This window comes from Oceanisphaera sp. (assembly GCF_048268965.1).
Classification (GTDB): Bacteria; Pseudomonadota; Gammaproteobacteria; order Enterobacterales; family Aeromonadaceae; genus Oceanimonas.
On record NZ_JBLWUK010000001.1, the window covers coordinates 221,475 to 246,393 of the forward strand.

The 24,919-nt window shown below is 57.2% G+C and carries 20 protein-coding genes; 8 read left to right on the plus strand and 12 right to left on the minus strand.

Features of this window, described 5'->3' with window-relative positions; genetic code table 11:
• Nucleotides 1–4 precede the first annotated feature (4 nt).
• Entirely contained in the window at nucleotides 5–1,654 is a 1,650-nt protein-coding gene (locus tag ACN0VL_RS01000; RefSeq protein ID WP_417614228.1) for an electron transfer flavoprotein-ubiquinone oxidoreductase, read from the plus strand.
• A gap of 874 nt (nucleotides 1,655–2,528) precedes the next feature.
• Here ACN0VL_RS01000 and ACN0VL_RS01005 read toward each other — a convergent pair.
• The 6 genes from ACN0VL_RS01005 to ACN0VL_RS01030 all read right to left on the minus strand — a co-directional run bounded on the left by ACN0VL_RS01005 (nucleotide 2,529) and on the right by ACN0VL_RS01030 (nucleotide 9,629).
• Nucleotides 2,529–3,290: an SDR family oxidoreductase gene (locus ACN0VL_RS01005; RefSeq protein WP_417614230.1), complete on the minus strand. Its 762-nt coding sequence runs from the start codon at nucleotides 3,288–3,290 to the stop codon at nucleotides 2,529–2,531.
• A gap of 47 nt (nucleotides 3,291–3,337) precedes the next feature.
• The gene (gene mmsB, locus ACN0VL_RS01010) at nucleotides 3,338–4,240 is read right to left on the minus strand and encodes a 3-hydroxyisobutyrate dehydrogenase (RefSeq protein WP_417614232.1); all 903 of its coding nucleotides are present in this window, start codon (nucleotides 4,238–4,240) and stop codon (nucleotides 3,338–3,340) included.
• 11 nt (nucleotides 4,241–4,251) lie between these two features.
• On the minus strand, nucleotides 4,252–5,379 hold the full coding sequence (locus ACN0VL_RS01015) for an enoyl-CoA hydratase/isomerase family protein (protein ID WP_417614234.1): 1,128 nt from the start codon (nucleotides 5,377–5,379) through the stop codon (nucleotides 4,252–4,254).
• A 296-nt stretch (nucleotides 5,380–5,675) separates the two neighbouring features.
• On the minus strand, nucleotides 5,676–6,830 hold the full coding sequence (locus ACN0VL_RS01020; protein WP_417614236.1) for an acyl-CoA dehydrogenase family protein: 1,155 nt from the start codon (nucleotides 6,828–6,830) through the stop codon (nucleotides 5,676–5,678).
• Between the two features lie 95 nt (nucleotides 6,831–6,925).
• Entirely contained in the window at nucleotides 6,926–8,419 is a 1,494-nt protein-coding gene (locus ACN0VL_RS01025) for a CoA-acylating methylmalonate-semialdehyde dehydrogenase (RefSeq protein ID WP_417614238.1), read from the minus strand.
• Nucleotides 8,420–8,447: 28 nt separating this feature from the next.
• Nucleotides 8,448–9,629 carry an acetyl-CoA C-acyltransferase gene (locus ACN0VL_RS01030; RefSeq protein ID WP_417614239.1) on the minus strand — a complete coding sequence of 394 codons (1,182 nt, stop codon included), beginning with the start codon at nucleotides 9,627–9,629 and terminating at the stop codon, nucleotides 8,448–8,450.
• 273 nt (nucleotides 9,630–9,902) lie between these two features.
• Here ACN0VL_RS01030 and ACN0VL_RS01035 point away from each other — a divergent pair, with 273 nt between their 5' ends.
• From ACN0VL_RS01035 to ACN0VL_RS01060, 6 genes are all read left to right on the plus strand, one after another.
• Complete coding sequence (locus ACN0VL_RS01035) at nucleotides 9,903–11,042, plus strand: isovaleryl-CoA dehydrogenase (protein WP_417614316.1); 1,140 nt, start codon at nucleotides 9,903–9,905, stop codon at nucleotides 11,040–11,042.
• 209 nt (nucleotides 11,043–11,251) lie between these two features.
• The gene (locus ACN0VL_RS01040) at nucleotides 11,252–12,856 is read left to right on the plus strand and encodes a carboxyl transferase domain-containing protein (protein WP_417614241.1); all 1,605 of its coding nucleotides are present in this window, start codon (nucleotides 11,252–11,254) and stop codon (nucleotides 12,854–12,856) included.
• Between the two features lie 8 nt (nucleotides 12,857–12,864).
• Nucleotides 12,865–13,662 carry an enoyl-CoA hydratase-related protein gene (locus ACN0VL_RS01045; RefSeq protein ID WP_417614243.1) on the plus strand — a complete coding sequence of 266 codons (798 nt, stop codon included), beginning with the start codon at nucleotides 12,865–12,867 and terminating at the stop codon, nucleotides 13,660–13,662.
• Nucleotides 13,655–15,673: an acetyl/propionyl/methylcrotonyl-CoA carboxylase subunit alpha gene (locus tag ACN0VL_RS01050; protein ID WP_417614245.1), complete on the plus strand. Its 2,019-nt coding sequence runs from the start codon at nucleotides 13,655–13,657 to the stop codon at nucleotides 15,671–15,673. Before ACN0VL_RS01045 ends, ACN0VL_RS01050 begins: the two co-directional genes overlap by 8 nt.
• A 377-nt stretch (nucleotides 15,674–16,050) precedes the next feature.
• On the plus strand, nucleotides 16,051–16,941 hold the full coding sequence (locus ACN0VL_RS01055) for a hydroxymethylglutaryl-CoA lyase (protein ID WP_417614246.1): 891 nt from the start codon (nucleotides 16,051–16,053) through the stop codon (nucleotides 16,939–16,941).
• Nucleotides 16,942–17,254: 313 nt separating this feature from the next.
• A complete protein-coding gene (locus tag ACN0VL_RS01060; protein ID WP_417614247.1) occupies nucleotides 17,255–18,718 on the plus strand; it encodes a carbon starvation protein A in 1,464 nt (487 codons plus the stop codon).
• 393 nt (nucleotides 18,719–19,111) lie between these two features.
• Here the strand turns inward: ACN0VL_RS01060 and mdh are convergent, their stop codons facing one another.
• The 5 genes from mdh to ACN0VL_RS01085 all read right to left on the minus strand — a co-directional run bounded on the left by mdh (nucleotide 19,112) and on the right by ACN0VL_RS01085 (nucleotide 23,027).
• Nucleotides 19,112–20,047 carry a malate dehydrogenase gene (gene mdh / locus ACN0VL_RS01065; RefSeq protein ID WP_417614249.1) on the minus strand — a complete coding sequence of 312 codons (936 nt, stop codon included), beginning with the start codon at nucleotides 20,045–20,047 and terminating at the stop codon, nucleotides 19,112–19,114.
• 151 nt (nucleotides 20,048–20,198) lie between these two features.
• Nucleotides 20,199–20,876, minus strand: coding sequence for an arginine ABC transporter permease ArtM (gene artM / locus ACN0VL_RS01070; protein ID WP_417614251.1), 678 nt, complete (start codon nucleotides 20,874–20,876; stop codon nucleotides 20,199–20,201).
• Between the two features lie 10 nt (nucleotides 20,877–20,886).
• Complete coding sequence (gene artQ / locus ACN0VL_RS01075) at nucleotides 20,887–21,534, minus strand: arginine ABC transporter permease ArtQ (RefSeq protein ID WP_417614253.1); 648 nt, start codon at nucleotides 21,532–21,534, stop codon at nucleotides 20,887–20,889.
• 1 nt (nucleotide 21,535) lies between these two features.
• Nucleotides 21,536–22,270, minus strand: coding sequence for a transporter substrate-binding domain-containing protein (locus ACN0VL_RS01080; RefSeq protein ID WP_417614255.1), 735 nt, complete (start codon nucleotides 22,268–22,270; stop codon nucleotides 21,536–21,538).
• Between the two features lie 19 nt (nucleotides 22,271–22,289).
• On the minus strand, nucleotides 22,290–23,027 hold the full coding sequence (locus ACN0VL_RS01085; protein ID WP_417614257.1) for an ATP-binding cassette domain-containing protein: 738 nt from the start codon (nucleotides 23,025–23,027) through the stop codon (nucleotides 22,290–22,292).
• 169 nt (nucleotides 23,028–23,196) lie between these two features.
• Here ACN0VL_RS01085 and argR point away from each other — a divergent pair, with 169 nt between their 5' ends.
• Nucleotides 23,197–23,661 (plus strand): transcriptional regulator ArgR, encoded by a 465-nt coding sequence (gene argR / locus ACN0VL_RS01090; RefSeq protein WP_417614259.1) that lies wholly within the window; start codon nucleotides 23,197–23,199, stop codon nucleotides 23,659–23,661.
• 65 nt (nucleotides 23,662–23,726) lie between these two features.
• On the opposite strand, the gene ACN0VL_RS01095 is transcribed toward argR, so the two are convergent.
• Nucleotides 23,727–24,641, minus strand: coding sequence for a Dyp-type peroxidase (locus ACN0VL_RS01095; RefSeq protein WP_417614261.1), 915 nt, complete (start codon nucleotides 24,639–24,641; stop codon nucleotides 23,727–23,729).
• Nucleotides 24,642–24,919 lie beyond the last annotated feature (278 nt).

Sequence of the window (24,919 nt, forward strand, 5' to 3'; positions counted from 1 at the left end):
AGTCATGCCAAGGGAATCGATGGAGTTTGATGTCGTGATAGTGGGGGCCGGCCCTGCCGGCTTGTCCGCCGCCTGCCGGTTAATGCAACAGGCCAACCGGGCACAGCGTTCACTTAAAGTGTGTGTGCTGGAAAAAGGCGCCGAAGTGGGGGCTCATATTTTATCGGGCGCCCTGCTTGATATTCGCGCGCTGGAGGAGTTGTTCCCCGACTGGCAAGCACGAGGGGCACCGGTTAATACCGCCGTTTGCGACGACCGTTTTTATATGCTGTCGAGCGCACGAGGCGGCGTGGAGCTCCCTCAGGCCTTACTGCCCAGGCCCATGCACAACACGGATGCTTATATCATCAGCCTGGGCAATTTATGCCGCTGGCTCGCCAACCAGGCCGAACAACTGGGCGTCACCATCTTTCCGGGTTTTGCGGCACAAGCGCCCCTGTATGATGAACAGGGTAGCGTATGCGGGGTTTTAACCGGTGACCTGGGCCTGGCAGCCGATGGCAGCCCCAAGGAAAATCATGTGCCCGGCATGGAGCTACGCGCCCCTTATACCCTGTTTGCCGAGGGCAGCCGGGGCCATATTGGCAAGGAGCTTATCGAGCGCTTCAAGTTGAATGAAGGGCGTGATGCGCAACATTATGCCCTAGGCATCAAGGAGTTATGGCAGGTTGCGCCTGAGCGTCATCAACCGGGGCTGGTGATCCACGGCAGCGGTTGGCCCCTGAGCGACGCCCAGGGCGGCTTTTTTATGTATCACTGCGATGAAACGCAGCTGGCGGTGGGCTTGATTGTCGACCTTAACTATCGCAATCCCTGGCTCGATCCCTTCAAGGAGTTTCAGCGCCTTAAACATCACCCTCTGCTGGCACGCTATCTTTATGATGGTAAACGCCTGGCCTTTGGCGCGCGCGCCCTGACCAAGGGAGGTCTGAATTCCTTGCCCCGCATGATCCTGCCCGGCGCCCTGTTACTGGGCTGTAATGCGGGCACACTCAATGGCGCCAAAATAAAGGGGATTCATACTGCCATGAAGTCCGGCATGCTGGCCGCCGATAGCCTCATCGCCAACCTGAGCACTAACCGTGACGACGAGGTGGCGACTCAGGCGCATTTTAATAGCGCATTTAATGCCAGTTGGTTACAAGAGGAGCTGGAGCAAAGTAAAAGCTTCATTCCTGCACTGCACAAGTTCGGCCCCTGGCTAGGCGGCGCCTTTAATTACATTCAGCATAACTGGCTGGGGGGAAAGCTGCCTTTTGCGCTGCATGACAAGCAGCCTGATCACACTCGGCTTGAGCAGGCCAGCAAGCACCCAAAAATTCCTTACGCCAGACCCGATGGGGTACTGTCTTTCGATCGCTTGTCGTCCGTGTACTTGGCCAATACCAGCCACCATGAAGATCAGCCCGGTCATTTACGGCTAGCGGATCCCCGGCTCCCGCTGCGCGACAACCTGCCACTTTATCAAGAGCCCGCCCAACGCTACTGTCCTGCGGGGGTATACGAAATCGTCACTCAGGCCAGCGAGCCTCACTTTCAAATCAATGCCGCCAACTGTGTGCATTGCAAGGCTTGCGATATCAAAGACCCGGCGCAAAACATCCGCTGGACGCCACCAGAAGGCGGCAGCGGCCCCAATTATCCAAACATGTAGCCGAAGCCTGTGGCGCACAAAGGGCATAAAAAATCCCTGAAGGCAGTGATTCTAATGAGCGAGAAGAATCAATACGTTCAGGGATATGGCTGTCATTATTATTTTTTGTCATTGGCTCTGTTTAATGCAAGACAGTTCCGCCTGTATTGCAATGCAAAAGATTACGCTTAACGACTGTGTTACACAAGCTAGACTTTAGTTCTATCTGCAGTCCTGCTGTAGTCCTGAACGGCACCGTTCGGCTCTAAACAAGCCAGTTTCAATCAATATCCAGTTCATAAGGCACTTCAGCATAGCAGGCGTGTAAAAACATAGTGGTAAGCCGTCAGCTATAAGCTGATCAACAACCTGTCTCTTAGTCACAACTATTTATTGATATTTTTTGAGATCAGTGTGGCTTGTCAGGCAGAGGGCACTACTCCTCCGACTCGCCGTGAACCCATCCATGGGGGCTCAAACCGCGCCATCCCTGGCGCGGATGGTCGGTTGAGCAGACACCCTCTGCCTTCCCATTGACACCGGTGCCGTCGGTCAGTGGTGCTCGCCGACGACTCGGGACCTAAAAAGAGGCGACTGGGATAGCCTCAGCCGACCATCACATGACAGGACGTCATGTGCTGAGCGTCGCAGGGATGCGGTTTAGCGTGTCGGAGGAGGCTACCCGGTTGCCTCTGGGCATTAATTCACTGACTTGTGACTAAGAGACAAGCTGATCAACTACAGAACATCAAAACCTAAAAGCGAAAATGCATTATTTGCCACGGAATCCACGGACCCCACAGGCGAAGAGCAACAAAGGCATTGAAGGGTGACGAGAAAGAAAAGCTAGCCCCAGTATCCACATCAGTTATGCCGTATTACTTAAACAACTGGCTTACAGCCTTAGGCCACCATCCATTTCCAGTATCCGTCCGTGAAAATAATCGTTCTCGATAATGTATTGCAGGCTGTGTACCAACTCGTCCACTTCGGCCAGGCGCTTGGCGGGTATTTGCTGGGTGAGGCGAGCCATGGCCTCGGGCTTCATTTGCGCCGTCATGTCGGTGGCAATGGCGCCCGGCGCTATGCCCGCCACTCGAATGCCATAGCGACTGAGCTCACCGGCCCAACACACCACTAACGCGGCGACACCTGCTTTGGTGGCTGAATAATTGCTTTGCCCGCGATTACCCGCCCGTGCCACCGATGAAATATTCACAATCAAGCCGCCTTCACCCAACTCGGCCATGTGCGCCGCCGCTTCCCGGCCACACAGAAACGTACCGGTCAGGTTCACATCCAGCACCGACTGCCACTGGCTTAGGCTCATCTTGTTCACCAGCTTGCCGTCTTGCCACTTCACCAGGAGCGCGTCTTGCATCAGACCGGCATTATTCACCAGCAGATGCAGCCCGCCCAACTCGCGAACCAGCCTGGAAAACGCCTGATTGACCTGTTCTTCATCGCGGATATCACACCAATAAACGCCCACTCGCGAGCCTTTGGCGGCAATCATTTCGCCGGTTTTGGCCAGATCCTGCTCGTTGTTATCCAGCAAGGCCAAAATGGCTCCCCTTGATGCCAGGTGCAGCGCCATCGCCTGACCCAAGCCACGACCTGCGCCGGTAATGGCGACGACCTTACCTTTAATATCCACGGGTTACCTCCTTGGCAAAATAGTCATCATGGGTGTTCCGTCGGCCACTAGGGTCTGTTGACCTTTTGAAACAACATCAACAGGCTGGAAAAATCGAGATCTTCATGGCCCGCCACCTGATGCAGGTTGAACAGTGCCTTGGCCGCCGCTCCCATGGGCACCGGCGAGCTACTCGTCTGCCCAAGATCCATGGCAAGATCAAGATCCTTGCACATGAGCCTGACTTTAAACCCACCGCTGTAGCCCTGGGCTGCCGGCACCTTGTCCATCACGCCCGCCACCGGATTGTAGTGCTGCAACACCCAATTATTGCCGGAGCTTTGTTGCATGATCTCGGACAGCACCCCGGGATCCAGGCCGTTATTTATCCCCATATTCAGCGCCTCGCAGGTGCCGGCCATTTGCACCGCCAACAACATGTTGTTGCAGGCTTTGGCCATTTGCCCAGCCCCGTGCTCCCCCGCATGCAGTACCTTTTGTCCCATCTGGCTTAACACAGGCTGAGCGCGCGCAAACTGCGCCGCGGTACCGCCGACAATAAAGGTGAGCGTGCCGGCCTCGGCGCCAGCCACGCCACCGGACACGGGCGCGTCGATAAAGTCCAGACCATGGGTCATGGCCTGGGCGGCCGTGGCTTTGGCGGTGGCCGCGTCTATGGTCGAGCAGTCGATCACCAGGGCCCCCGCCGCCAGGTGTTTGAACAGAGGATCTCCCCCGCTGACATAGAGTGAGTCCACCTGGTGGCCGGTTTGCAACATGCTGATCACCACCTCTGCCTGTTGCACCGCCTCAACGGCCGACCGGGCTGCAGTGGCTCCCAGCCTGGCGGCACGGTCAATCGCCTCGGGCTGCAAGTCGTAAGCCCATACCCGATGCCCGCCCTTGATCAGGTTGGCGACCATGGGCAGCCCCATGTTGCCCAGACCGATAAATGCGATGTTTGCCTTCATGTGCACCTCCGTTACAAATCTGCCAGCGGATTGATCGCCCAGGGCGACTCGAACAACTCGGCCAGCAGCTTCTCGTTCACCTCCGCCAGGCTGTTGAACGTCCAGTCAGGCTGGTTGTCCTTGTCGATTAGTCGTGCCCGCACCCCTTCGGGAAACTCTCGAAACCGGCACAGCTGTACCGACAGCGCCAGCTCTTTTTGAAACACCTCGGCCAGCGAGCAATGTCGGCTGCGACGCAACTGCTCGGCAATGATCGCGATGGCCAGCGGACTGCCCGCCGCCAAACTTTGCCGGACCTTGTGATACCAGGGGTCTTCAAGCTCAGCGCCGAGTATCGCCGCCATCTTCTCCTGCAGACTGTCTTTATCCAGCAAACGGCGGATCTGTGGCTGATGTAACTTCAAGGGCGACGGCAAGCCGGCAAACGCCGCCAGCGAGTCTTCCTCCAACTGGCGCAGTACGGTATTGATCGCCACTTCGGCCAGGTTCCAGTTCGATACCGCCAACAGGGCTGGCAGCAAGTGACTCCGCTGGTCGGCGGCGATTGCCCGGTTACCCAACCCGAGCCAATGCGCGTCGCTGCCGTTGATGGCACAGCCGGTCAGCGCAATAAACTCACCCACTCCTGGCGGCAAACGATTGAGAAACCAGCTGCCCCCCACATCCGGGTAGAGCGCTATGCTGGCTTCCGGCATCGCCAGCCGACTGCTGTCGGTCACTATACGATGCGAGCTGGCCATCAACAGCCCCATGCCGCCGCCCATCACGACACCGCTCCCCCAGCACAGCACCGGCTTGCCAAAGGTATGCAATAAATAATCGAGCCGGTATTCCTGCTCGAAGAAACGCGCCGCCAGTGCCGGTATGGGCCCCAGCCCGTCCGCCGCAGCCGGTTCGGTTGCTCGTATGCCATGGTATAAGCTCACCACATCACCACCGGCACAAAATGCCTTGTCGCCGGCGCCGTCCAGTAAGACCGCAACCAAGTCGGCGTCCTGCTGCCAGCGCCCGAGCACTGCCAGCATCTGCTCTATCATCGCCAACGTCAGGGCATTCAGGCTGCGCTCGGCATCAAGTTGAATATGGCCCAGTCGCCGCCCGTCCAGGGTGACATGCTCTGTTATTAACACACCGCTCATGCCCTCTCCTTTGTGTCTCTTAGTTAGTCACCCATTTTTTGATGCGGGTGGTGACATCAGGCAACTATGTGGCTTGCGGTCATCATCCACTGACGACTCCATATCGCAGGAAGAGGCTGCAGGAATTGCCGTAGCCGACCGTCAAATGCCAGGGAGGGCATTTGCCGAGCGCCGCAGGGATGCGGTTTAGCGTGTCGGCGTAAGTAATCCTGCTGCCTCTTGGTAATCCGTTGTGATTAAGGGCTGGCTTGCCGATTTGTTTAGCCCTTCGATGGTTCCGACTACACCTGCAACCGTCACAACTCCCCGCTTCCTTCCGCCAGCACCCGACGGGCGATCAGCAGCTTCATGATCTCGTTACTGCCCTCCAGAATGCGATGTACCCGGGTGTCGCGCAGATAGCGCTCTAGCGGATACTCCTTGATATAACCGTAGCCGCCATACAGCTGCAGCGCCTGATCGCACACCTGAAAGCCCACATCGGTGGCAAAACGCTTGGCCATGGCACAATAAGTAGTGGCATCAGGATGCGCCCCATCCAGCTTGCTGGCGGCAAAGCGGACCAATTGGCGAGCGGCAACCAGTTCGGTGGCCATGTCGGCCAGGGTAAACTGCAACGCCTGAAACTCGGCCAGCTTTCGGCCAAACTGACTGCGCTCCTGCATATATTGCCGTGCCTTGTTCAGCGCTTGCTGTGCCGTGCCTACCGAGCAGCTGGCGATATTAATGCGCCCGCCGTCCAGCCCTTTCATGGCGATGCGAAAGCCTTCTCCCTCCTGACCCAGCAACTGCTCGGCCGGGACCTTTACGCCGTTAAAGGTCACGGTACGTGTCGGCTGGCTGTTCCAGCCCATTTTGTCTTCGGCGCGGCCGTACTCTATGCCTGGGCTGTCGGCATCCAGCACAAAGGCGGAAATCCCCCTGGCCCCGGCTGCCCCCGTGCGCGCCATGACCACCAGCACCTGGGTACTGCCTGCGCCGGAAATAAACATCTTGCTGCCCGTCAGTTCATACTGTTCGCCGACCTTTTGCGCACGGGTAGTGAGTGCCGCGGCATCGGACCCCGCATTGGCTTCGGTTAAACAATAAGAGCCCAGTGACTGGCCGCTGGTCAGCCCCTCACCAAAGCGAGACCAGGCCGTAGAGGTACCAAAGCTTGCCACCATCCAGGTGACCATATTATGAATGGTGATAAACGCCGTGGTGGAGGTACACCCCATGGCCAGCCGCTCGAAGATCAGGCTGGCATCCAGTCGACTCAAGCCCAGGCCACCGCAAGCTTGCGGAGTGTACAAGGCGCAAAATCCAAGCTCACCCGCTTGTCGCAATACCTCAACGGGAAAATGATGGTCTCTGTCCCAATCGGCGGCGTGGGGTTCCAGTTCGTTACGGGCAAAGTCATCGGCCAGCTCAACGAAGGCCCGCTGCTCGTCACTCAGTTCAAAGTCCATAAGCTCTCCTGAAAAAAACGGCCAGCCATCAGCCTGAAGCGGTCAGAACATACCAAGACCAGATACTTAGGCCGATCGCTTATGGCTGACAGCTGTCACTCAAGGTGTATCGTCATATTAGGATCACCACTGGCGTCGTCATCAAACCAGCGGGCGGTGACGGTTTTGGTTTCGGTATAAAAACGCACCGCCTGCTTGCCGTAGGCGTGCAGGTCACCGTAAAAAGAGTGGCGCCAGCCGGTGAACGAGAAAAACGGCAACGGCACGGGAATAGGCACATTAATGCCCACCTGACCCACCTGTATTTGCTGCTGATATTGGCGAGCGGCTGCCCCCGAGGCGGTAAATATGGCGGTGCCATTACCGTAAGGGTTGGCATTCACCAGGGCGATGGCCTCGGCCAGGCTGTTTACCTGCATCACCAAGAGCACAGGGCCAAATATTTCTTCTTTATAGATGGTCATGTCGGCGGTGACGTCACCGAACAGGGTGGGCCCCAGCCAATTGCCATGGGGATAGTCAGTCACCTCGACCTGACTGCCGTCCAGCAAGCAGGTCGCCCCTTCCTGTTTGCCCTTGGCAATCAAGCCCAGGACTCTTTCTTTCGCCGCCGGGCTTATCAGGGGCCCGTAGCCTGCGGCCGCATCATTCCAGATGCCCGGCTTGACCCTGGCCATGGCTGCGGTTAAGTCCGGCAGCCAGTGGGCGGCCTCACCCACCAACACCACCACCGAAATCGCCATGCAACGTTGGCCTGCGGCGCCCACGGCGGCTCCCACCAGGTTGTTGATGGTTTGCTGCTTGTTGGCATCGGGTAACACCACCAGATGATTTTTAGCGCCCGCAAACACCTGTGCCCGCTTTAGCTGCTGGGTAGCCGAACGATAGACCTGCTGCCCCACCGCCACCGAGCCCACAAACGACACGGCGCGCACGGCGGGATGCGCCAGCAGTTTCTCGGCCACGTCTTTACCACCGTGTATAACCTGCAATACTCCCTTGGGTGCCCCCGCCTCATAAAATAGCTCCGCCAATCTCATTGGCACCAAAGGCACCTGTTCGGACGGCTTCAGGACAAAGGTATTGCCACAGGCAATGGCCAACGGAAACATCCACAGCGGTATCATGGCGGGAAAATTAAAGGGCGTTATGCCCACACAGACGCCCAGCGGCTGGCTAAAGCTGTAACAGTCGACGCCGCTCGCTATGTTCATCTGGGTTTCACCCATGCTGAGGGCAGCAATATTGGCGGCCTGCTCGACCACCTCAATGCCGCGCCATACATCTCCCTTGGCATCGTCAAAGGTTTTGCCGGTATCCTGGCTCAGCAAGGTGGCAATACTCTCGTGCTGCTCTTTGAGTAACGCCTGATAACGCAGCATCAGCCGTGCCCGCTCGGGCACCGGGGTGGCTTGCCAACGGATAAAGGCCTGGCTGGCAGCCTGTACCGCCGCCTCGACTTCGCCCGACGTAACACACGGCAGGCGGGCAATGACTTTCTGGGTGGCCGGATTATGCACATCCAGCCATTGCTCGGTCTGGCTGGCCACCAGGGCACCATTGATCGACATGGGAATTTGATACGCCATTGCCTTTATCCTCCTGGACTCATGCCCGCTAAATCAGCTCCAACGCCACGGCCGTGGCCTCACCGCCGCCAATGCAGAGCGCCGCCACCCCTTTGCTCAAGCCCCGCTGGCGCAAGGCGTGGATCAGGGTCACCAGAATGCGCGCCCCACTGGCACCTATGGGATGACCCAGGGCACAGGCGCCGCCGTTCACGTTTACTTTGTTTTCATCCAGCCCAAGCTCGGCAATAGCCAGCAGGGTGACCACGGCAAAGGCTTCATTAATCTCGTATAAATCCACCTCCTCCGCCTGCCAGCCGACTTTGTTCAGCAGCTCGTTAATGGCACCAACGGGGGCCAGTGTGAACTCTGCTGGCAGCCGGGCATGGGTGGCATGAGCCAGCACCCGCGCCTGCGGCGTCAGGTCGAGCGCCTGGGCCCGGGTTAACGTGGTCATCACCAGGGCCGCGGCTCCGTCGGAAATGGAGCTGGAGTTGGCCGCGGTAATGGTGCCGTCTTTACTGAAGGCGGGCTTGAGGTGGGGGATTTTGTCGGGCCTGGCATTGCCCGGTTGTTCGTCAATATTCATGAGGATGGTGCCATCGCGAGTGTCGACCTTGACCGGGGTAATTTCTGTAACAAAGTGGCCCTCGGCCATGGCGTGTTGTGCTCGCGCCAACGACTTGAGGGCGAAGTCATCCATGGCAGTGCGGCCGATGGCAAACTGATCGGCGGTACGCTGGGCAAAGCTACCCATCAGGCCGCCTTCATAGGCGTCTTCCAGCCCATCCAGAAACAGATGATCCTGCAGACTGGCGTGCCCCATGCGCAGCCCCGCTCTCGCCTTGGGTAACAGGTAAGGTGCCTGACTCATGCTTTCCATGCCGCCGGCGACCATGAGCTCGCCACTGCCAGCCTTCAGCTGATCCCAGGCCAACATGACGGCTTTCATGCCAGAGCCACACATTTTATTCACTGTGGTACAGGGCACACTATTCGGCAACCCGGCTGCCAGAGCCGCCTGTCGTGCCGGTGCCTGGCCAAGACCCGCCGAGAGCACACAGCCCATGATGACCTCATCGACCTGCTCCGGCTTTACCCCCGCACGTTGTACTGCTGCAGCAATGGCTGCTGCCCCAAGCCTGGGAGACGACACCGAACTCAGCTCCCCCAGCATGGCCCCCATGGGCGTACGGGCCGCTCCGACGATGACGATATCCTCTTTTTTCATGGCCAGATGATCCTCAGCTAAGCGTTGTATTAATGGCGCCGGCGGCTTGTTTTCCGCAAGCCATCGTCAGCATCCAGACAGCTAATCAGGGCGGGGCAAGCCGACGGTGAATGACAGATATTTCAAGTTTAGTCGAGCCTGATTCCCCCACCACCACTCATGACAACTATAGTTAATGGGAGCAAATCGGCAGCAAACGAAACCAAATATTGGTTTGTTGAGTCAACTGCAGTGGATCAGGAGGATGCCATGACGTCCTATTCGCCGTTGAATATGGGGTTAGACGAGACCTTGGTGATGCTGCGTGAGCAGGTGGCCGCCTTTGCCAGCCGCGATATTGCGCCGCTGGCCGAGGCCATAGACACAGAAAACCGGTTTCCCGCCGAGCTGTGGCCCAGGCTGGGTGACATGGGGCTGTTCGGCATTACGGTGGCCGAAGAATATGGCGGGGTGAACATGGGCTATCTGGCCCATGTGCTGGCGATGGAAGAAGTCAGCCGCGCCTCGGCGGCGGTAGGCTTGTCTTACGGCGCCCACTCCAATCTGTGCGTCAACCAAATCCATCGCCACGGCAGTGAACAGCAAAAGCAGCAGTACCTGCCGGCCCTGCTCAGCGGTGAACACATAGGCGCCCTGGCGATGTCGGAGCCCAACGCGGGCTCAGACGTGGTATCGATGAGCCTGCAGGCCCGCGCCGATGGCGATCATTTTGTGCTGAACGGTAACAAGATGTGGATCACCAACGGCCCCGAGGCCCAGGTGCTGGTGGTGTACGCCAAAACCGAGCCCCAGGCCGGGGCCCGGGGCATCAGTGCCTTTATCGTAGAACGCGACACCCCCGGTTTCAGTCATGCGCAAAAGCTGGACAAGCTCGGCATGCGCGGTTCCAGCACCTGCGAACTGGTGTTTCAGGACTGCCGTGTGCCCAGAGCCAACCTGCTGGGCCCGCTTAATGGCGGCGTGGAAGTGCTGATGAGCGGCCTGGACTACGAACGGCTGGTGCTGGCCGCGGGTCCGCTTGGCATCATGCAGGCGGCCATGGATCTGGTGCTGCCCTATGTACGAGAGCGCAAGCAGTTTGGTCAGGCCATCGGCGAGTTTCAACTGGTGCAGGGCAAGCTGGCGGACATGTATACCCAAATGAATGCCGCCCGTTGCTATACCTATATGACGGCCATGGCGGCGGACCGGGGCCAGCTGTCCCGCAAGGATGCCGCCGGTGTGATACTGCTGGCCTCCGAGGGCGCCACCCGGATGGCGCTGGATGCCATACAGCTACTCGGTGGCAACGGTTACATTAACGAGTTCCCCGCCGGCCGCCTGCTGCGGGATGCCAAGCTGTACGAAATCGGCGCCGGCACCTCGGAGATCCGCCGCATGCTGATTGGCCGCGAGTTGGTACGCAATAACTAAGTCGCCAAGTACCCGACTAGCGACAGAAGGATCAAGGCCTAAAGAGTATAAACATCGCGGTAAGCCTTACGCTGTAAGTTCAAGATAAACACCGTCTTGCTTGACTTACAGCGTACGACGTAAAGCATACAGCGATTTGACGAGCTTGATGTAAATTTCCGTGGCGAGAAAGCCTTAGGTTTAATAAGTAGTACGAGCAGGAGTCCTGGATGACGATACTGCCTGATAACATCAATCCCGAGTCGCCTGAATTCAAGGCCAATCACGACGCCATGGCGGTAGAAGTGGCGGCACTGCAAGCCTTGGTGGCCCACATTGCCGAAGGCGGCGGTGCCGCCAATCAGGCGCGCCACCAGCAAAGAGGCAAGTTACTGGCTCGTGACCGCATTCGCGAATTACTCGACCCGGGTGCCCCTTTTATGGAGCTGTCGCCATTGGCCGCTCATCGGGTCTATGAGGACCCAGTACCCGCTGCGGGCGTGATCACCGGCATAGGGCGCATCAGTGGCATCGAGTGCATGATAGTCGCCAACGATGCCACGGTAAAAGGCGGTACCTACTACCCGCTGACGGTCAAAAAACACCTGCGCGCCCAGGAGATTGCCGAGCGCTGCCACCTGCCCTGCATTTACCTGGTCGACTCGGGCGGTGCCCATTTACCCAGTCAGGCCGAGGTGTTTCCCGATCGCGATCATTTTGGCCGGATTTTCTTTAATCAGGCCCGCATGTCCGCCGCCAACATTCCTCAGATCGCGGTCGTCATGGGGTTGTGCACCGCCGGTGGCGCCTATGTGCCTGCCATGGCGGACGAGTCCATCATAGTCCGCAATCAGGGCACCATTTTCTTGGGGGGCCCGCCCCTGGTGCAAGCCGCCACCGGCGAGGTGGTGAGCGCCGAAGAGCTGGGCGGTGCCGAGGTGCATACCCGGCAATCCGGGGTGGCGGATCATGTGGCAGAAAACGACAGCCACGCCCTTTGGCTGGCGCGCCGCCTGGTAGCCAATTTGCACCGTTCTCCGCTGCCCACTCCCACCAAGGCGCCCCTGCCTCCTCGGTACCCGGTTGAGCAGCTGTACGGCATCGTCGGCACCGACTTACGCAAAGCACTGGATGCGCGCGCCGTCATTGCCCGCCTGGTGGATGACTCGGCCTTCGACGAATTCAAACGCGATTATGGCACCAGCCTGATTACCGGCTTTGCACATTTGCATGGTTATGGGGTGGGCATTATTGCCAACAATGGCATTTTATTCAGCGAGTCGGCGCAAAAAGGCGCGCACTTCATCGAGCTGTGTTGCCAGCGCAATATTCCCCTGCTGTTTTTGCAGAACATTACCGGCTTTATGGTGGGTAAAAAATACGAGGCGGAAGGCATTGCCAAGCACGGTGCCAAGCTGGTGATGGCGGTCGCCTGTGCCAGGGTGCCTAAAATTACGCTGATTATGGGCGGCAGCTTTGGTGCCGGTAACTATGGCATGTGTGGCCGGGCGTTTGATCCCGACTTTTTATGGCTATGGCCCAACGCGCGCATCTCGGTGATGGGCGGCGAACAAGCCGCCGGCGTGCTGGCCAGGGTACGGCGCAATGCCAAAGAAAAAGCCGGTGAATGCTGGAGCCAAGCCGACGAGGACAACTTTAAAGCCCCCATTATCAAACGTTATGAACAAGAAGGGCATCCCGGGTATGCCAGCGCACGATTATGGGACGACGGCGTGATCGATCCCGCCGACAGCCGCCGCGTGCTGGCCATGAGTCTGGCCGCGGCACTGAACCGCCCCATCCCCGACACCCGGTTTGGGGTGTTTCGCATGTAGGAGGCGAGATGAGCGATCCGGTATTACTGACAGCCCGCCCCGATGGGGTGGTTGAGCTGATCCTCAATCGGCCCGAGCAAGGCAATGCATTAAACGAGGCCATGATTGACGCCATGGCCAGTGCCTTGGGCCAGGCCGCGAATATGGCGTCGTTACGGGTACTGGTCATCCGTAGCCAGGGCAGGCATTTTAGCGCCGGCGCCGATCTCAACTGGATGAAACAGGCCCGGCTGCTGACGCCCGAACAGAATGTGGCAGACGCGCGCAAGCTTGCCTTGTTATTGCAACAACTCGACACCTTTGCCCACCCCGTGCTGGCACTGGTACAAGGCGCGGCGTATGGCGGTGCCCTGGGCCTTATCAGCTGTTGCGACCTGGTCATCGCCGCCGCCAATAGTCGCTTTTGCTTCAGTGAGGTGCGCTTGGGGTTGATCCCCGCCACCATCAGCCCCTATGTCATGCGCGCCATGGGTCAACGTCAGGCCCGACGCTATCTGCTGACAGCCGAACTGATGACGGCCGCCACCGCCGAACGCCTGGGGCTGGTGCATTGTGTCGCCACCCCGGAGCAGAGCCTGGATCAGGCCGCCGCCGAGCCCCTTCGCGCGCTGTTACGCAATGGGCCTGGAGCCATGAGCACGGCTAAACACTGGTTGCAACAGATAAGTGACCAGCCCATCACTGCCGACTTGATTGAGCGCAGCGCCGAACGACTGGCCGAGGTGCGCATTGGCGACGAGGCACAGGAAGGCGTGAGTGCTTTCCTGCAACAAAGGCCCGCCGCCTGGGAGGATGACAATGCCTGAGGCTCCCTTGTTTAACACAGTCCTGATTGCCAACAGAGGCGAAATTGCCTGTCGTATCATCCGCACCTGTCGACTGCTCGGCATTCATACCGTGGCCGTGTATTCCGCGGCCGACGCCAAAGCCGCCCACGTTACCGCGGCAGATGAAGCCTGGTACCTGGGGCCGGCCCCCGCCACCGACAGTTACCTCAGGCAAGACCTGTTGTTGGAGATTGCCAGGGCGAGTGGTGCCGAAGCGATACACCCGGGCTACGGTTTCTTATCGGAAAATGCCGACTTTGCCCACGCCTGTGCCGAACAAGGCATCGTTTTCATCGGCCCGCCCGCCACTGCCATTAGCGCCATGGGCTCCAAGTCGGCGGCCAAAGCACTGATGAGCGCTGCCGGCGTCCCTGTCGTGCCCGGCTATCATGAGCCCGAGCAAAATCCGCAACGCTTACGTCAGGCCGCCGAGCGCTGTGGTTTTCCGCTATTGCTCAAGGCGGTCGCCGGTGGCGGCGGCAAAGGCATGCGGCTGGTGCAACAGCTGGCAGAGTTTGACGAAGCGCTGGCCGCCGCCAAACGCGAAGCCAGGGCCGCCTTTGGTGACGACGCCATGCTGCTGGAGCGCTATCTGCCCCAGGCACGACACATTGAAGTTCAGGTATTCTGTGACTCATTTGGCCAGGGTATTTATTTGGCCGAGCGTGATTGTTCACTGCAACGGCGCCAGCAAAAAGTCATTGAAGAAGCACCGGCGCCTGACTTACCCCCCGAGATGGGGATCGCCCTGGGCGAGGCGGCGGTACGAGCAGCCCTGGCCATCGATTATTGCGGCGCCGGCACGGTGGAGTTTTTATACCTGGACGACGGCCAGTTCTTCTTTATGGAGATGAACACCCGGTTGCAAGTGGAGCATCCGGTCACGGAATTGATCACCGGGCTGGATCTGGTGGACTGGCAGCTGCGTATTGCCGCCGGTCAGCCCCTGCCTCTGAGTCAGGCGCAGGTTACAACCCGGGGGCACGCCATTGAAGCGCGTGTGTATGCAGAAGATCCTGCCCAGCAATTTTTACCCGCTGCCGGCAGCTTGCACTATTTGCATGAACCGCAAACCAGCCCCTCGCCCCATGGCACGGCACGTCCGGTGATCAGGCTGGACACAGGTGTGCGCCAGGGTGACAGCATAGGGATCTATTATGATCCCCTGATCGCCAAGTTGATCGTCTGGGCCCCCACTCGTGAGGGTGCACTGCGCCACCTGGCCCGCGCGCTGGTCGAGTATCGTATTGGCGGCGTGCGCACCAACGTCGGCTTCCTGACCCGTCTGGTGGCGCTGCCTGCCTTGCACAACGCCGAGCTGCACACCCGCTTTATTGCCGAGCATGAAGCCGAGTTATTCGCCCCCGCCTCATTAAGTCGCTCGCAACAGTTGGCGCTGGTCGCGGTATTTTTGCTGTTAAGCGAGCCCGAGCCCGATGCCTCGCCCTTTGCCGACAACCAGGGCTGGTGGCTCAACCTGCCCACCCGGCGCCAGTTTAATCTGGTGCAGGATGGCCAGGCTTATCGGTTGGCGGTGAGCCCCGCTCAGTCCGTCCTGAGTGAGCAGCCGGCTTGGCGCGTCGAATTTGAGGATACTCGACATAATATTAGCGCCACCCTCACCGGCGATCGACTGGACGCCGTGCTGGATCAGCGGCCACTGCGCTGTTATCTGGCGCGCCTTGAGGATCAGCTGTGGTTGTTTTATCAGGGTGAGCGCTTCGATATACAGCTGTATCGACCTCATTTTACGTCCAGTGCCCATTCGGCGGCCGACAGCCTGAAGGCCCCCATGCCGGGGGTGATCAGCCAGCTTGAGGTGGCGGTGGGCGATGCGGTGGTCGCAGGCCAGACGTTGTTGATTATGGAGGCGATGAAAATGGAGCATGCCATTCGCGCCCCCACGGCAGGCAGGGTTGCCGAGTTGTATTATCGACAAGGCAGCCAGGTGGCGGAAGGCTGTGAGCTGCTGCGCATAGAGGCTGAGTAATACCAAACAGATTAAATAGCAGATCTATTTTCTTGCTCTATAAAAGTCGGACAAAGGGCCTACTCCACCGACACGCTGCAAGCACATCCATGTGACGCTCAGCACATGACATCCTTGTCATGTGATGGTCGGTGGAGTAGATCCCTTCATCCTCCTTGATGCTACCGAGTTGCCTGTTCGTGCTGCCTACAGGCAACTCGGTGCTTGAGAAGAGGCAGCAGAGATCGCCTCCCACGACCGTGAAAGGCCATGGACGGCATTTCCCGAGCCCTCAGGGATGAGTTTATGGCGTGTCGTGGGAGGTGGCTGTGGTGCCTCTGGTATTCAGGTTCAAAGGTGATCAAATCTTTACTGTAATTGGTATAACAGGAGTGGTGATGACGGATTCGGTAACCCTGGTGGAAATGGCGCCCCGAGATGGCTTGCAGAACGAAGCCAGTCAGGTGCCTACCGCCGTTAAAATCGAGCTGATTGAACGCCTCGCCCACAGTGGCCTGACGCACATAGAAGCGGCCAGCTTTGTCTCCCCGAAATGGGTACCGCAAATGGCCGACGGCCAGGCCGTGCTGGCGGGCATCAAGCGCCAGCCCCAGGTGATTTACAGCGTCCTGACGCCTAATCTGCAGGGGCTTAAGGCCGCCCTGGCTGCCGGGGCTGACCAGGTGGCCGTGTTCACCGCCGCCTCCGAGTCCTTTTGCCAGCACAATATCAATGCCTCTATCGCCACCAGTCTGGCGCGCTTTGCGCCGCTGTTGGCCCTGGCCAAGGAGCAAAACATACCGGTACGCGGTTATGTATCTACCGTGCTGGACTGCCCCTATGAAGGCGCCATTACCCCGGCGGCGGCGGCACGGGTTGCCAGCGCCCTGCATCAAATGGGATGTTGTGAAATTTCGCTGGGCGATACCCTGGGCACCGGCACCCCCAGGCGGGTGCTCGCCCTGCTGAACGCCGTGAGTCAGGAGGTCCCCCTGGCGCAGCTGGCGGTACATTTTCACGATACCTACGGCCAGGCGCTGGCCAATATTTATGTCGCCCTGGAGCAAGGAATACGCATTATTGACAGCTCGGTGGCCGGCCTCGGCGGTTGCCCCTACGCCCCTGGGGCCTCGGGCAATGTCGCCACCGAAGAAGTGGTGTATTTATTACAGGGCTTAGGTATGCTTACGAGCGTGAGCCTGGACGAGCTGGTACTGACCGGCCGCTGGATTAGCCAGCAGCTGGGCCGGCGCAACGGCTCAAAGGTAGGGCTGGCCTGGACGAAGTAACGGCGTATGTACGTCCCTCATTCTTGCAGACAGACACACGGTCGGCTCCTCGGGCCGGCAGGACGATGAATACCTGGATTTACCCCTGAAAATGTAATCCCCCAGCAACGCACGAATACACATAATGACGGCCGAATCTATCAAGGTTTGACCGAAAAAAGCGACCGGCACCCGGTCATCTGTGGGATCATTAAGCCGTGATTCGTCAAGCTTAATCATAGATGCCTAGGGCTATAGTCCAGTATTCAGTGGGTAGTAGCGCGTGTTACCTTGCAGGAACCAATAAGCACCTAATTAATAAAGGACTTTATAAATGCTTATCTTCTTTATCAGTATTACCATACTTATTCTCGGCTATAAGTTCTATGGCCCCTTTGTTGAAAAACAGGCGGGGATAGACCCGACGGCGCGTACCCCTCAGCAGCGCCTGGATGACGGCGTTGACTACGTTGCCATCAGCCCGGCCAGAGCTTTTTTAATTCAGTTTTTGAACATTGCCGGTGTTGGCCCCATTTTTGGCCCTATTCTCGGCGCCTTGTATGGTCCCATTGCCCTGGTGTGGATCGTGATTGGTAACGTGCTGGGTGGCGCAATACATGACTATTTTTCGGGTGTAATGAGCCTGAAAGAGGATGGCAAGAGTTTACCGGAAATTGCCGGCCATTATTATAACGTGGTCTTCAAAGGCATCATGCTGGTGTTTACCTGCATGCTGCTGTTTTTTGTGGGCGTGGTTTTCATCATGAGTCCTGCCGGGCTACTGAGTAACCTGTCCTATTTTGAAGGCACCTTTTTAGCCGGTAACAGCTTTTGGGTCTTGGTCATTTTAGGCTATTACTTTTTGGCCACCCTGCTGCCCATCGATAAAATCATCACCAAGCTGTATCCGTTATTTGGCTTGTTGATGATTGTCATGACCACCCTGGTTGCCGGTGCCTTGTTACTGGAAGCACCGCATCTGCCACAGGTAGCCGATGTTTTTGCCTACTTTGATGGTCATTCCCATGATGACTTATTAACGCCCAATCCGGATGGTTTACCCGTATGGCCATTATTGTTCCTGACCATCACCTGTGGTGCTATCAGTGGTTTTCATTCCACCCAGTCACCCATGATTGCCCGCTGTCTGACCAATGAAAAGTATGCGCGTCCGGTGTTTTATGGCGCCATGATGTGTGAAGGCATAGTCGCCTGTGTCTGGGCGTTGGCGGGTATTGCGGCTTTCCCCGGTGGTTATGCTGAGTTGAAGGGCATGCTGGATATGGGTGGCCCGGGCATGGTGGTTAACCATATTGCGACCAGTTATCTGGGTGTGATCGGTGGAGTGATGGCGATTCTGGCAGTGGCTATCTTCCCCATTACTTCTGGCGACACGGCGTTTCGCTCATTGCGTTTAACCATTATGGATGCGTTCAAGGTTTCACAGACTACACTGCACAGACTGGCATTGTCCGCGCCTTTGCTGGCTATCGCCTACTTTATGACGCTGTTGGATTTTGCGTTAATCTGGCGCTATTTCGCCTTCTCCAACATGTTGCTGTCCACCAGCGTGTTGTGGCTGGCCACCAAATACTTGTTCGATAGAGGGACTTTCCACTGGGTGACCAGTATTCCCGCCGTTATCGGCACGGCGATTACCGTCTCTTATATTACAACCAACCCGATTGGCTTCAATTTATCGATGGAATACAGCCAGCTGATAGGCATCACGACGGCTGTCGTTTGCTTTATCGGCCTGGTGTTACAACACAAGAAACGCCCCGTTAGAGCCATCTAACACCGGCCTGCTCCAGCAGCCGTACATTAAAGAAAAAGGTAGCCCTTGCGCTACCTTTTTTGTTGCTCGTACCAGGTTGGAGCTGTGCATCAGAACCTGCTTTGCAGGTTTTCGGTGCTCAAAGCACGCGACTACATTCGTGCTGTATGTGAATATCAACGCCGCCTGTTGGCCCTTACCATCAATATCCCTTTCAGATCTGATCACCATTTTTCCGTGGGTTCCGTGGGTTCCGTGGATTCCGTGGCTAAGAAGTCTTTAAGCAGTGGCATTTTTTGTTTTAAACCGTTCCGCCTTCGGCGAAATGCGAGAGCAAGCGTTCGCCTACAAACCCCAACACAAAAAGCAAAAAGGGAGCCGAAGCTCCCTTTTTTAGTGGACTCGTTCGTCAGATTACTTGACGAACTCTACACCTTTGGCGATATCGCCTTTCAGGGTGTCCAGCATGTCGTTCATGGCGGCTTCTTCAAAAGCGCTCAGCTTGCCGTAAGGCAGCACTTTTTCTACGCCGTTCTTACCCAGCAACACAGGCTGTGCGAAGAACTGGGCGTGCTCGCTGCCGCCGTCTACATAGGTGCACTCTACCACGTCGGTTGCACCTTCCATGGCTTTCACCAAAGACAGCGCAAAACGACAGGCAGCCTGGCCCATGGACAGAGTGGCAGAACCGCCACCGGCCTTGGCTTCAACCACTTCGGTACCGGCATTCTGGATGCGGTGAGTCATTTTCTCGATTTCTTCGTCGGAGAAAGAAGCACCTTCAACCTGAGACAGCAACGGCAGTATGGTCACGCCGCTGTGGCCACCGATAACGGGAACCTTAACATCGGCCACGTTCAGGCCCTTGGCTTCGGCAACAAAGGTCTCGGCGCGGATCACGTCAAGAGTCGTGATACCAAACAGCTTGTTCTTGTTGTACACACCGGCTTTTTTCAGCACTTCGGCGGCAATCGGCACTGTGGTATTCACCGGGTTGGTGATGATACCAATGCAGGCGTTAGGACAGGCAACGGCGGCTTTTTCGATCAGGTTTTTCACGATACCGGCGTTCACGTTGAACAGATCGGCACGATCCATACCCGGCTTGCGCGCAACACCGGCAGAGATCAGAACTATGTCGGCGCCTTCCAGTGCCGGAGTAGGATCTTCACCGCCAAAGCCCACTACGCTAACGGCCGTAGGGATGTGGCTGAGATCGGCGGCAACGCCAGGAGTGACTGGGGCGATATCGTACAGGCTTAATGCAGAACCGGCAGGCAGGTTGTTTTTCAACAGCAGGGCCAGAGCCTGACCGATACCACCGGCGGCTCCTAGTACGGCAACTTTCATAGCTGAACTCCGTTATTATTGAGTTGTTAGACGTTTCCTAATGCTTAGGCAAAATAACGAAAACGCTGTAAAAACACAATCATTAAGATAGCCTAATACTCGTGATTGTGAGCTCAGGTCGGTTCTTGATCATGTCAGAACATGAGCCGGCTCACTGGTGAGTTTGAAAGCGCAGCGCCCGGCGTTCCAGCAAACGAAACAGAAATGTGAGCATTCCGTTAAGCAGCAGATAAATCGCGCCCGCCAGGCCAAACACCGCCAGGGTGTCATAAGTCTGGCCATTGAGTCGCTGGGCCAGCCCCATGATTTCCATGATGGAAATCGTGCTGGCCAGCGAACTGCCCTTGAGTACCAGCACCACTTCGTTGGAATAGGCCGGGATCACGCGGCGCATGGCATGGCGCAGTTTCACGCTCAAGGCTTGCCAGCTATTCATGCCCAGGGCCTTGCAGGCCAGGGTTTCTCCGTAGGGCACCGCATCCAGTGCGCCTTTGAACAGCCGACAGGTATAGGCACCGGCGTTCATGCCCAGGGCCAGAATGGCGCAGAACATGGGTTCGCGCAGATAGGTCCAGGCCCAACTGTTTTTCACCCAGTCGAACTGGGCCGGACCATAATAAACCAAGAATATCTGTACCAGTAAGGGAGTGCCGGTCAGCAACAGCAGATAGCCTTCGGCCAGCTGTGCGGCCACCGGCAGGCGTTGCTCCAACACCCAGGTCAGGGTCAGTGCGATAACCAGCCCCAGTAGCAGACCGGCACCGGTGATCTGCAGGGTGATGCTCACTCCTTGCAGCAGGGTAGGCAGATAGCCAAACCAGTCAGGCATAACAGGCCCATCAATCATAACGCGTTACCCGAGTTCGCAGCCGCTTCAGCCCTTGCTGGCTAAGCACGGTAATAAGCAAATAAATAAGTGCCGCTATGCCATACCAGGTAAAGGGCTCATAGGTGCGAGAAGCCACGGCCTTGGCCTGGTACATTAAATCGTGCACCCCAATCAAGGACACCAGGGCCGTATCTTTCAGCAATACCAGCCACTGGTTACCCAGCCCGGGCAGCGCATGGCGCCAGGTTTGCGGCAGCACTATGTGAATAAAGGTGTAAAGTCTGGGCAGGCCCAGTGCTTGTGCCGCCTGACGCTGCCCTTTATCCACGGCATTCAATGCGCCGCGCAGCGTTTGCGCCGAATAGGCGGCAAACAACAGGGAAAGCGCCGTCACACCACACCAGAACGGGCTGAACTCTATGTATTCGCCCGTCATTAAAAACAATATCTGGGTAGACCCAAAATAGATGAAAAAGACCACCAGTATTTCGGGCAGGCCACGCAGCACTGTGGTCAGCAAGGTCACCGGCCAGCGCAACAGCGCAAAGCGGCTCATTTCACCACCACAGAACAAAATGGCCAGCACCAGACCGACCGCCAATGACATCAATGCCAGCCCCAGGGTCATCAGGCTGGCATTCATTAGATGAGTCAGCATATTACTGAGGGAAATACTTTTGGTAGAGGCGGTCGTAGGTCCCGTTGTCTTTTAACTGACTCAGGCCTTCGTTCAACTGATCAAGCAACTCCTGGTTACCCTGGGTGACGGCAATACCAAAACCGGTACCAAAGTAGTCATCATCGGTAATGCGCTCGCCCAGTACCGCATAGCCTTCGTTTTTGGCCAGCCAGTCACCTACTACGGCGGTATCGGCAAACACCGCATTGATACGACCATTGCTCATATCCAGCAGTGCATCCTGCACGCTTTGATAGGGACGGGCCTTCATGCCGTCTGCTTCCAGCTTGTCTTGAATGTATTTTTGATGGGAGGTGCCGTTTTGCACGCCCACGGTTTCTTGTTGCAGGGCGTCCAGGTTGTCGAACTTGTCGGTGGGCGTGACGAAGACCGCGGAGTTTTCATAATAGATATCACTGAAGTCCACCTGCTTGGCGCGCTCCGGGGTAATGTCCATGGCGGCAATGGCGGCGTGATAACGACGGAACTTCAGGCTGGGGATCAGGCTGTCGAATGCCTGGTTGTGAAAGCTGCAGTTCATTTGCTGTACTTCACAAATGGCTTTGGCCAGGTCGATATCAAAGCCCTGCATTTCGTTGTTTTCATCAACGAACTCAAAGGGCGCATAAGCGGCATTGGTTACAAATTTCACTTCGTCGGCCTGAGCCAGGCCGGCACTGGCCAGCAGCGCCAAAGAGAGTAAGGTCTTGTTCACGATAATGTCCTTATTGTCATTAATGAGTCAAAAACTCGGTCAGTCGTACTGTGGTGGGATGATCCAGCAAGCTGGCATCGCCATATTCAATTAAACGGCCTTGCTCCAGGTACGCCACCTTGCTCGCCACCCGGCGGGCAAACCCGACTTCGTGGGTCACAATAACCTGAGTGATGCCGGTTTTGCCCAGCTGCAGGATAATGTCGGCCACCTCTTTGGTAATTTCCGGATCCAGCGCGGCCGTGGGTTCATCAAACAGCAGCACGGCCGGATCCATCATCAGCGCGCGGGCAATGGCCACTCGCTGTTGCTGACCGCCGGACAAGGCGCCAGGCCAGGCATGGCGCTTGTCACTCAGCTTTAATTGAGCGAGCAGCTGCCCCGCCTTGTCTTGTGCTGCGCTTTTATTCATGCCCAACACCTTCAGGGGCGCTTCCAGCAAGTTTTGCTCCACGGTAAGGTGAGGCCACAAATGATACTGTTGAAACACCATGCCCACAGTGCTTCGCAGCTGCTGTGCGCGTTTGTGCAAGCGACCATGATGGGCATCGGGAAAGGAAAATGCCTGATCGGCTATGGTGAGCTGCCCGGAGTCTGGAACATCCAGCAGGTTCATCAAGCGTAATAACGAGCTTTTACCGGCACCGCTGGGGCCAAGTAGAACCAGTGTTTCCCCGGCATCGCATTTAAACGATACCTGGCTTAAAATTTCCTGACCAGACCAGGACTTGCAAATGCCGTTGAATTCTATGCCCATGCTCTATATTCACATCATCTGTCAGAGTGTTTGACTGATTTTATTTTGCATGGCTGTTAATGCAAGCTAATTCTGCATCTTTATGCAATATAAATGACTAATCCTTGATAAAAAGCCATGGTGGATAGACAATATGCCTCATTCAACCATGCTCACTCGGCTGCACACTATGAACGAAAAGCAAGAACAACTGGTCAAGGCATTTAAGGCTCTGCTCAACGAGGAACGTTTTGGCTCACAAGCCGAAATAGTCACTGCGCTGCAGGAGGCGGGGTTTAATAATATCAACCAGTCGAAAGTCTCACGCATGCTGAGCAAGTTTGGCGCCGTGCGCACCCGCAACGCCAAAATGGAAATGGTGTACTGCCTGCCCATAGAGCTGGGCGTGCCCACCAGCAGCAGCCAGCTAAAAAACCTGGTGCTGGACGTGGGCCACAACAGTGCGCTGATCGTCATTCATACCAGCCCGGGGGCGGCCCAGCTGATTGCCCGCATGCTGGACTCCCTGGGCAAGGCAGAAGGCATTCTGGGCACCATAGCGGGTGACGATACCATTTTTATTACCCCCACCCACGACACCCCCATTACCACCCTGTACCAAAGCGTACTCGAGCTGTTTGAGCAATACGTCTAAAAAGTGAGGCGACAGGAGTGGCGAGTGAGGTGATGGCTCCTCTCGCCTTACTCCTCTCGCTTCACTTACAGGTCGCCTTTGCTGCTGAGCCAGTCTTCTGCGGGGGCAAAAAAGGCGGCACCCGTTTCGGCCTGGGTGAACAGGGTCAAGTGATCGAAGTGCCCTTGCTCATCGGGTTGATACATACTCTCCAGCATGCGCGTAAAGTGCAGCGGTGTGTTGCAGCACGAAATAAACACCAGCCCCTGGACGTTCGCCGTGCCCCAGGGCATGCTTTGGCGCAATATTTCCATGCTGTTGCCTGCCGCATCTTTCAGGCTGGTTCTTTTGGTGTGCGCAGTCGGTGCCTTTTGTGCGGATTCATACTCGATATTGTCGGCTTTGGTACGGCCGTACACTTCTTCCTGGGTTTTGATGGCCAGTTTTTCCCAGCGTGCCAGCTTGTGGCGATAGCGCTGCACATGTACATAACTGCCGCCGGCAAAGCGGCCCTCTGCCACCAGAGCTACCCCGGCTCTGTCTTCCCCTTGGGGGTTTTCGGTGCCGTCCACAAAACCGGTCATGTCTCGACAATCTAGATAACGAAAGCCCTGACGCTCGTCCTTTAGTTCCACCTTGCCCGCCAGCAGGGCCATCACTTTCTGCACCGCGATATAGGCCACATCGAGCCGGTCGGCTCGCAGCTGAAAGAAGAGATCGAAGGGGGTTTCCGGTGCCACTCGCTGGCCTTGCTGCTGGGCAGGAAAGGCACAGAGCTCGGAGGGTCGCGCGTCAGGATACAGGTCATCCCAGGCTTGGTGACCAATGGCAACCAGCCCCGAAAAGCGCGCATCCAGGTATTGCTGTTGCAGGCTCTGCCACAAGGCCGGCACCTGAGCGAGGGCGTCTACGACACCGGCATGGTGACCGGGCAGGATATCAAACAATAAGTAATGGGCGTGCAGATTGGGTTCGGCGCAAATGCCGGCTTGTGCAGTCATGGCTCACTCTCTTGTTAATCCAGATGAAGCCAGTATACCCCGTGAAAGTTAACTTGTGAGCAGCGAAGAGGAAAAAAACGAGCGTGCGGCGGCGTTGCCTGTCAGTGGTGCTCAGCGCAGATTCGCAGCCTAAAAAGAGGCGCCCGGGATCGCCTCAGCCGACCAGCACCTGACAGAGCGCCAGGTGTTTGAGCCTGCACGGGGCGAGCTTGCCTCGCCGTGACGACTCGTTTCAGCCAGCTGCGAGTCGGAGGTGGCTGTCCCGCAACCGCCTTTCG

Excerpts from the sequence above, each read along its gene's own strand:
- ACN0VL_RS01000 (WP_417614228.1), top strand. The coding sequence starts at position 5 with ATGCCAAGGGAATCGATGGAGTTTGATGTCGTGATAGTGGGGGCCGGC.
- mmsB (WP_417614232.1), bottom strand. The coding sequence starts at position 4,240 with ATGAAGGCAAACATCGCATTTATCGGTCTGGGCAACATGGGGCTGCCC.
- ACN0VL_RS01015 (WP_417614234.1), bottom strand. The coding sequence starts at position 5,379 with ATGAGCGGTGTGTTAATAACAGAGCATGTCACCCTGGACGGGCGGCGA.
- ACN0VL_RS01020 (WP_417614236.1), bottom strand. The coding sequence starts at position 6,830 with ATGGACTTTGAACTGAGTGACGAGCAGCGGGCCTTCGTTGAGCTGGCC.
- ACN0VL_RS01025 (WP_417614238.1), bottom strand. The coding sequence starts at position 8,419 with ATGGCGTATCAAATTCCCATGTCGATCAATGGTGCCCTGGTGGCCAGC.
- ACN0VL_RS01030 (WP_417614239.1), bottom strand. The coding sequence starts at position 9,629 with ATGAAAAAAGAGGATATCGTCATCGTCGGAGCGGCCCGTACGCCCATG.
- ACN0VL_RS01035 (WP_417614316.1), top strand. The coding sequence starts at position 9,903 with ATGGGGTTAGACGAGACCTTGGTGATGCTGCGTGAGCAGGTGGCCGCC.
- ACN0VL_RS01040 (WP_417614241.1), top strand. The coding sequence starts at position 11,252 with ATGACGATACTGCCTGATAACATCAATCCCGAGTCGCCTGAATTCAAG.
- ACN0VL_RS01045 (WP_417614243.1), top strand. The coding sequence starts at position 12,865 with ATGAGCGATCCGGTATTACTGACAGCCCGCCCCGATGGGGTGGTTGAG.
- ACN0VL_RS01050 (WP_417614245.1), top strand. The coding sequence starts at position 13,655 with ATGCCTGAGGCTCCCTTGTTTAACACAGTCCTGATTGCCAACAGAGGC.
- ACN0VL_RS01055 (WP_417614246.1), top strand. The coding sequence starts at position 16,051 with ATGACGGATTCGGTAACCCTGGTGGAAATGGCGCCCCGAGATGGCTTG.
- ACN0VL_RS01060 (WP_417614247.1), top strand. The coding sequence starts at position 17,255 with ATGCTTATCTTCTTTATCAGTATTACCATACTTATTCTCGGCTATAAG.
- mdh (WP_417614249.1), bottom strand. The coding sequence starts at position 20,047 with ATGAAAGTTGCCGTACTAGGAGCCGCCGGTGGTATCGGTCAGGCTCTG.
- artM (WP_417614251.1), bottom strand. The coding sequence starts at position 20,876 with ATGCCTGACTGGTTTGGCTATCTGCCTACCCTGCTGCAAGGAGTGAGC.
- artQ (WP_417614253.1), bottom strand. The coding sequence starts at position 21,534 with ATGCTGACTCATCTAATGAATGCCAGCCTGATGACCCTGGGGCTGGCA.
- ACN0VL_RS01085 (WP_417614257.1), bottom strand. The coding sequence starts at position 23,027 with ATGGGCATAGAATTCAACGGCATTTGCAAGTCCTGGTCTGGTCAGGAA.
- argR (WP_417614259.1), top strand. The coding sequence starts at position 23,197 with ATGAACGAAAAGCAAGAACAACTGGTCAAGGCATTTAAGGCTCTGCTC.
- ACN0VL_RS01095 (WP_417614261.1), bottom strand. The coding sequence starts at position 24,641 with ATGACTGCACAAGCCGGCATTTGCGCCGAACCCAATCTGCACGCCCAT.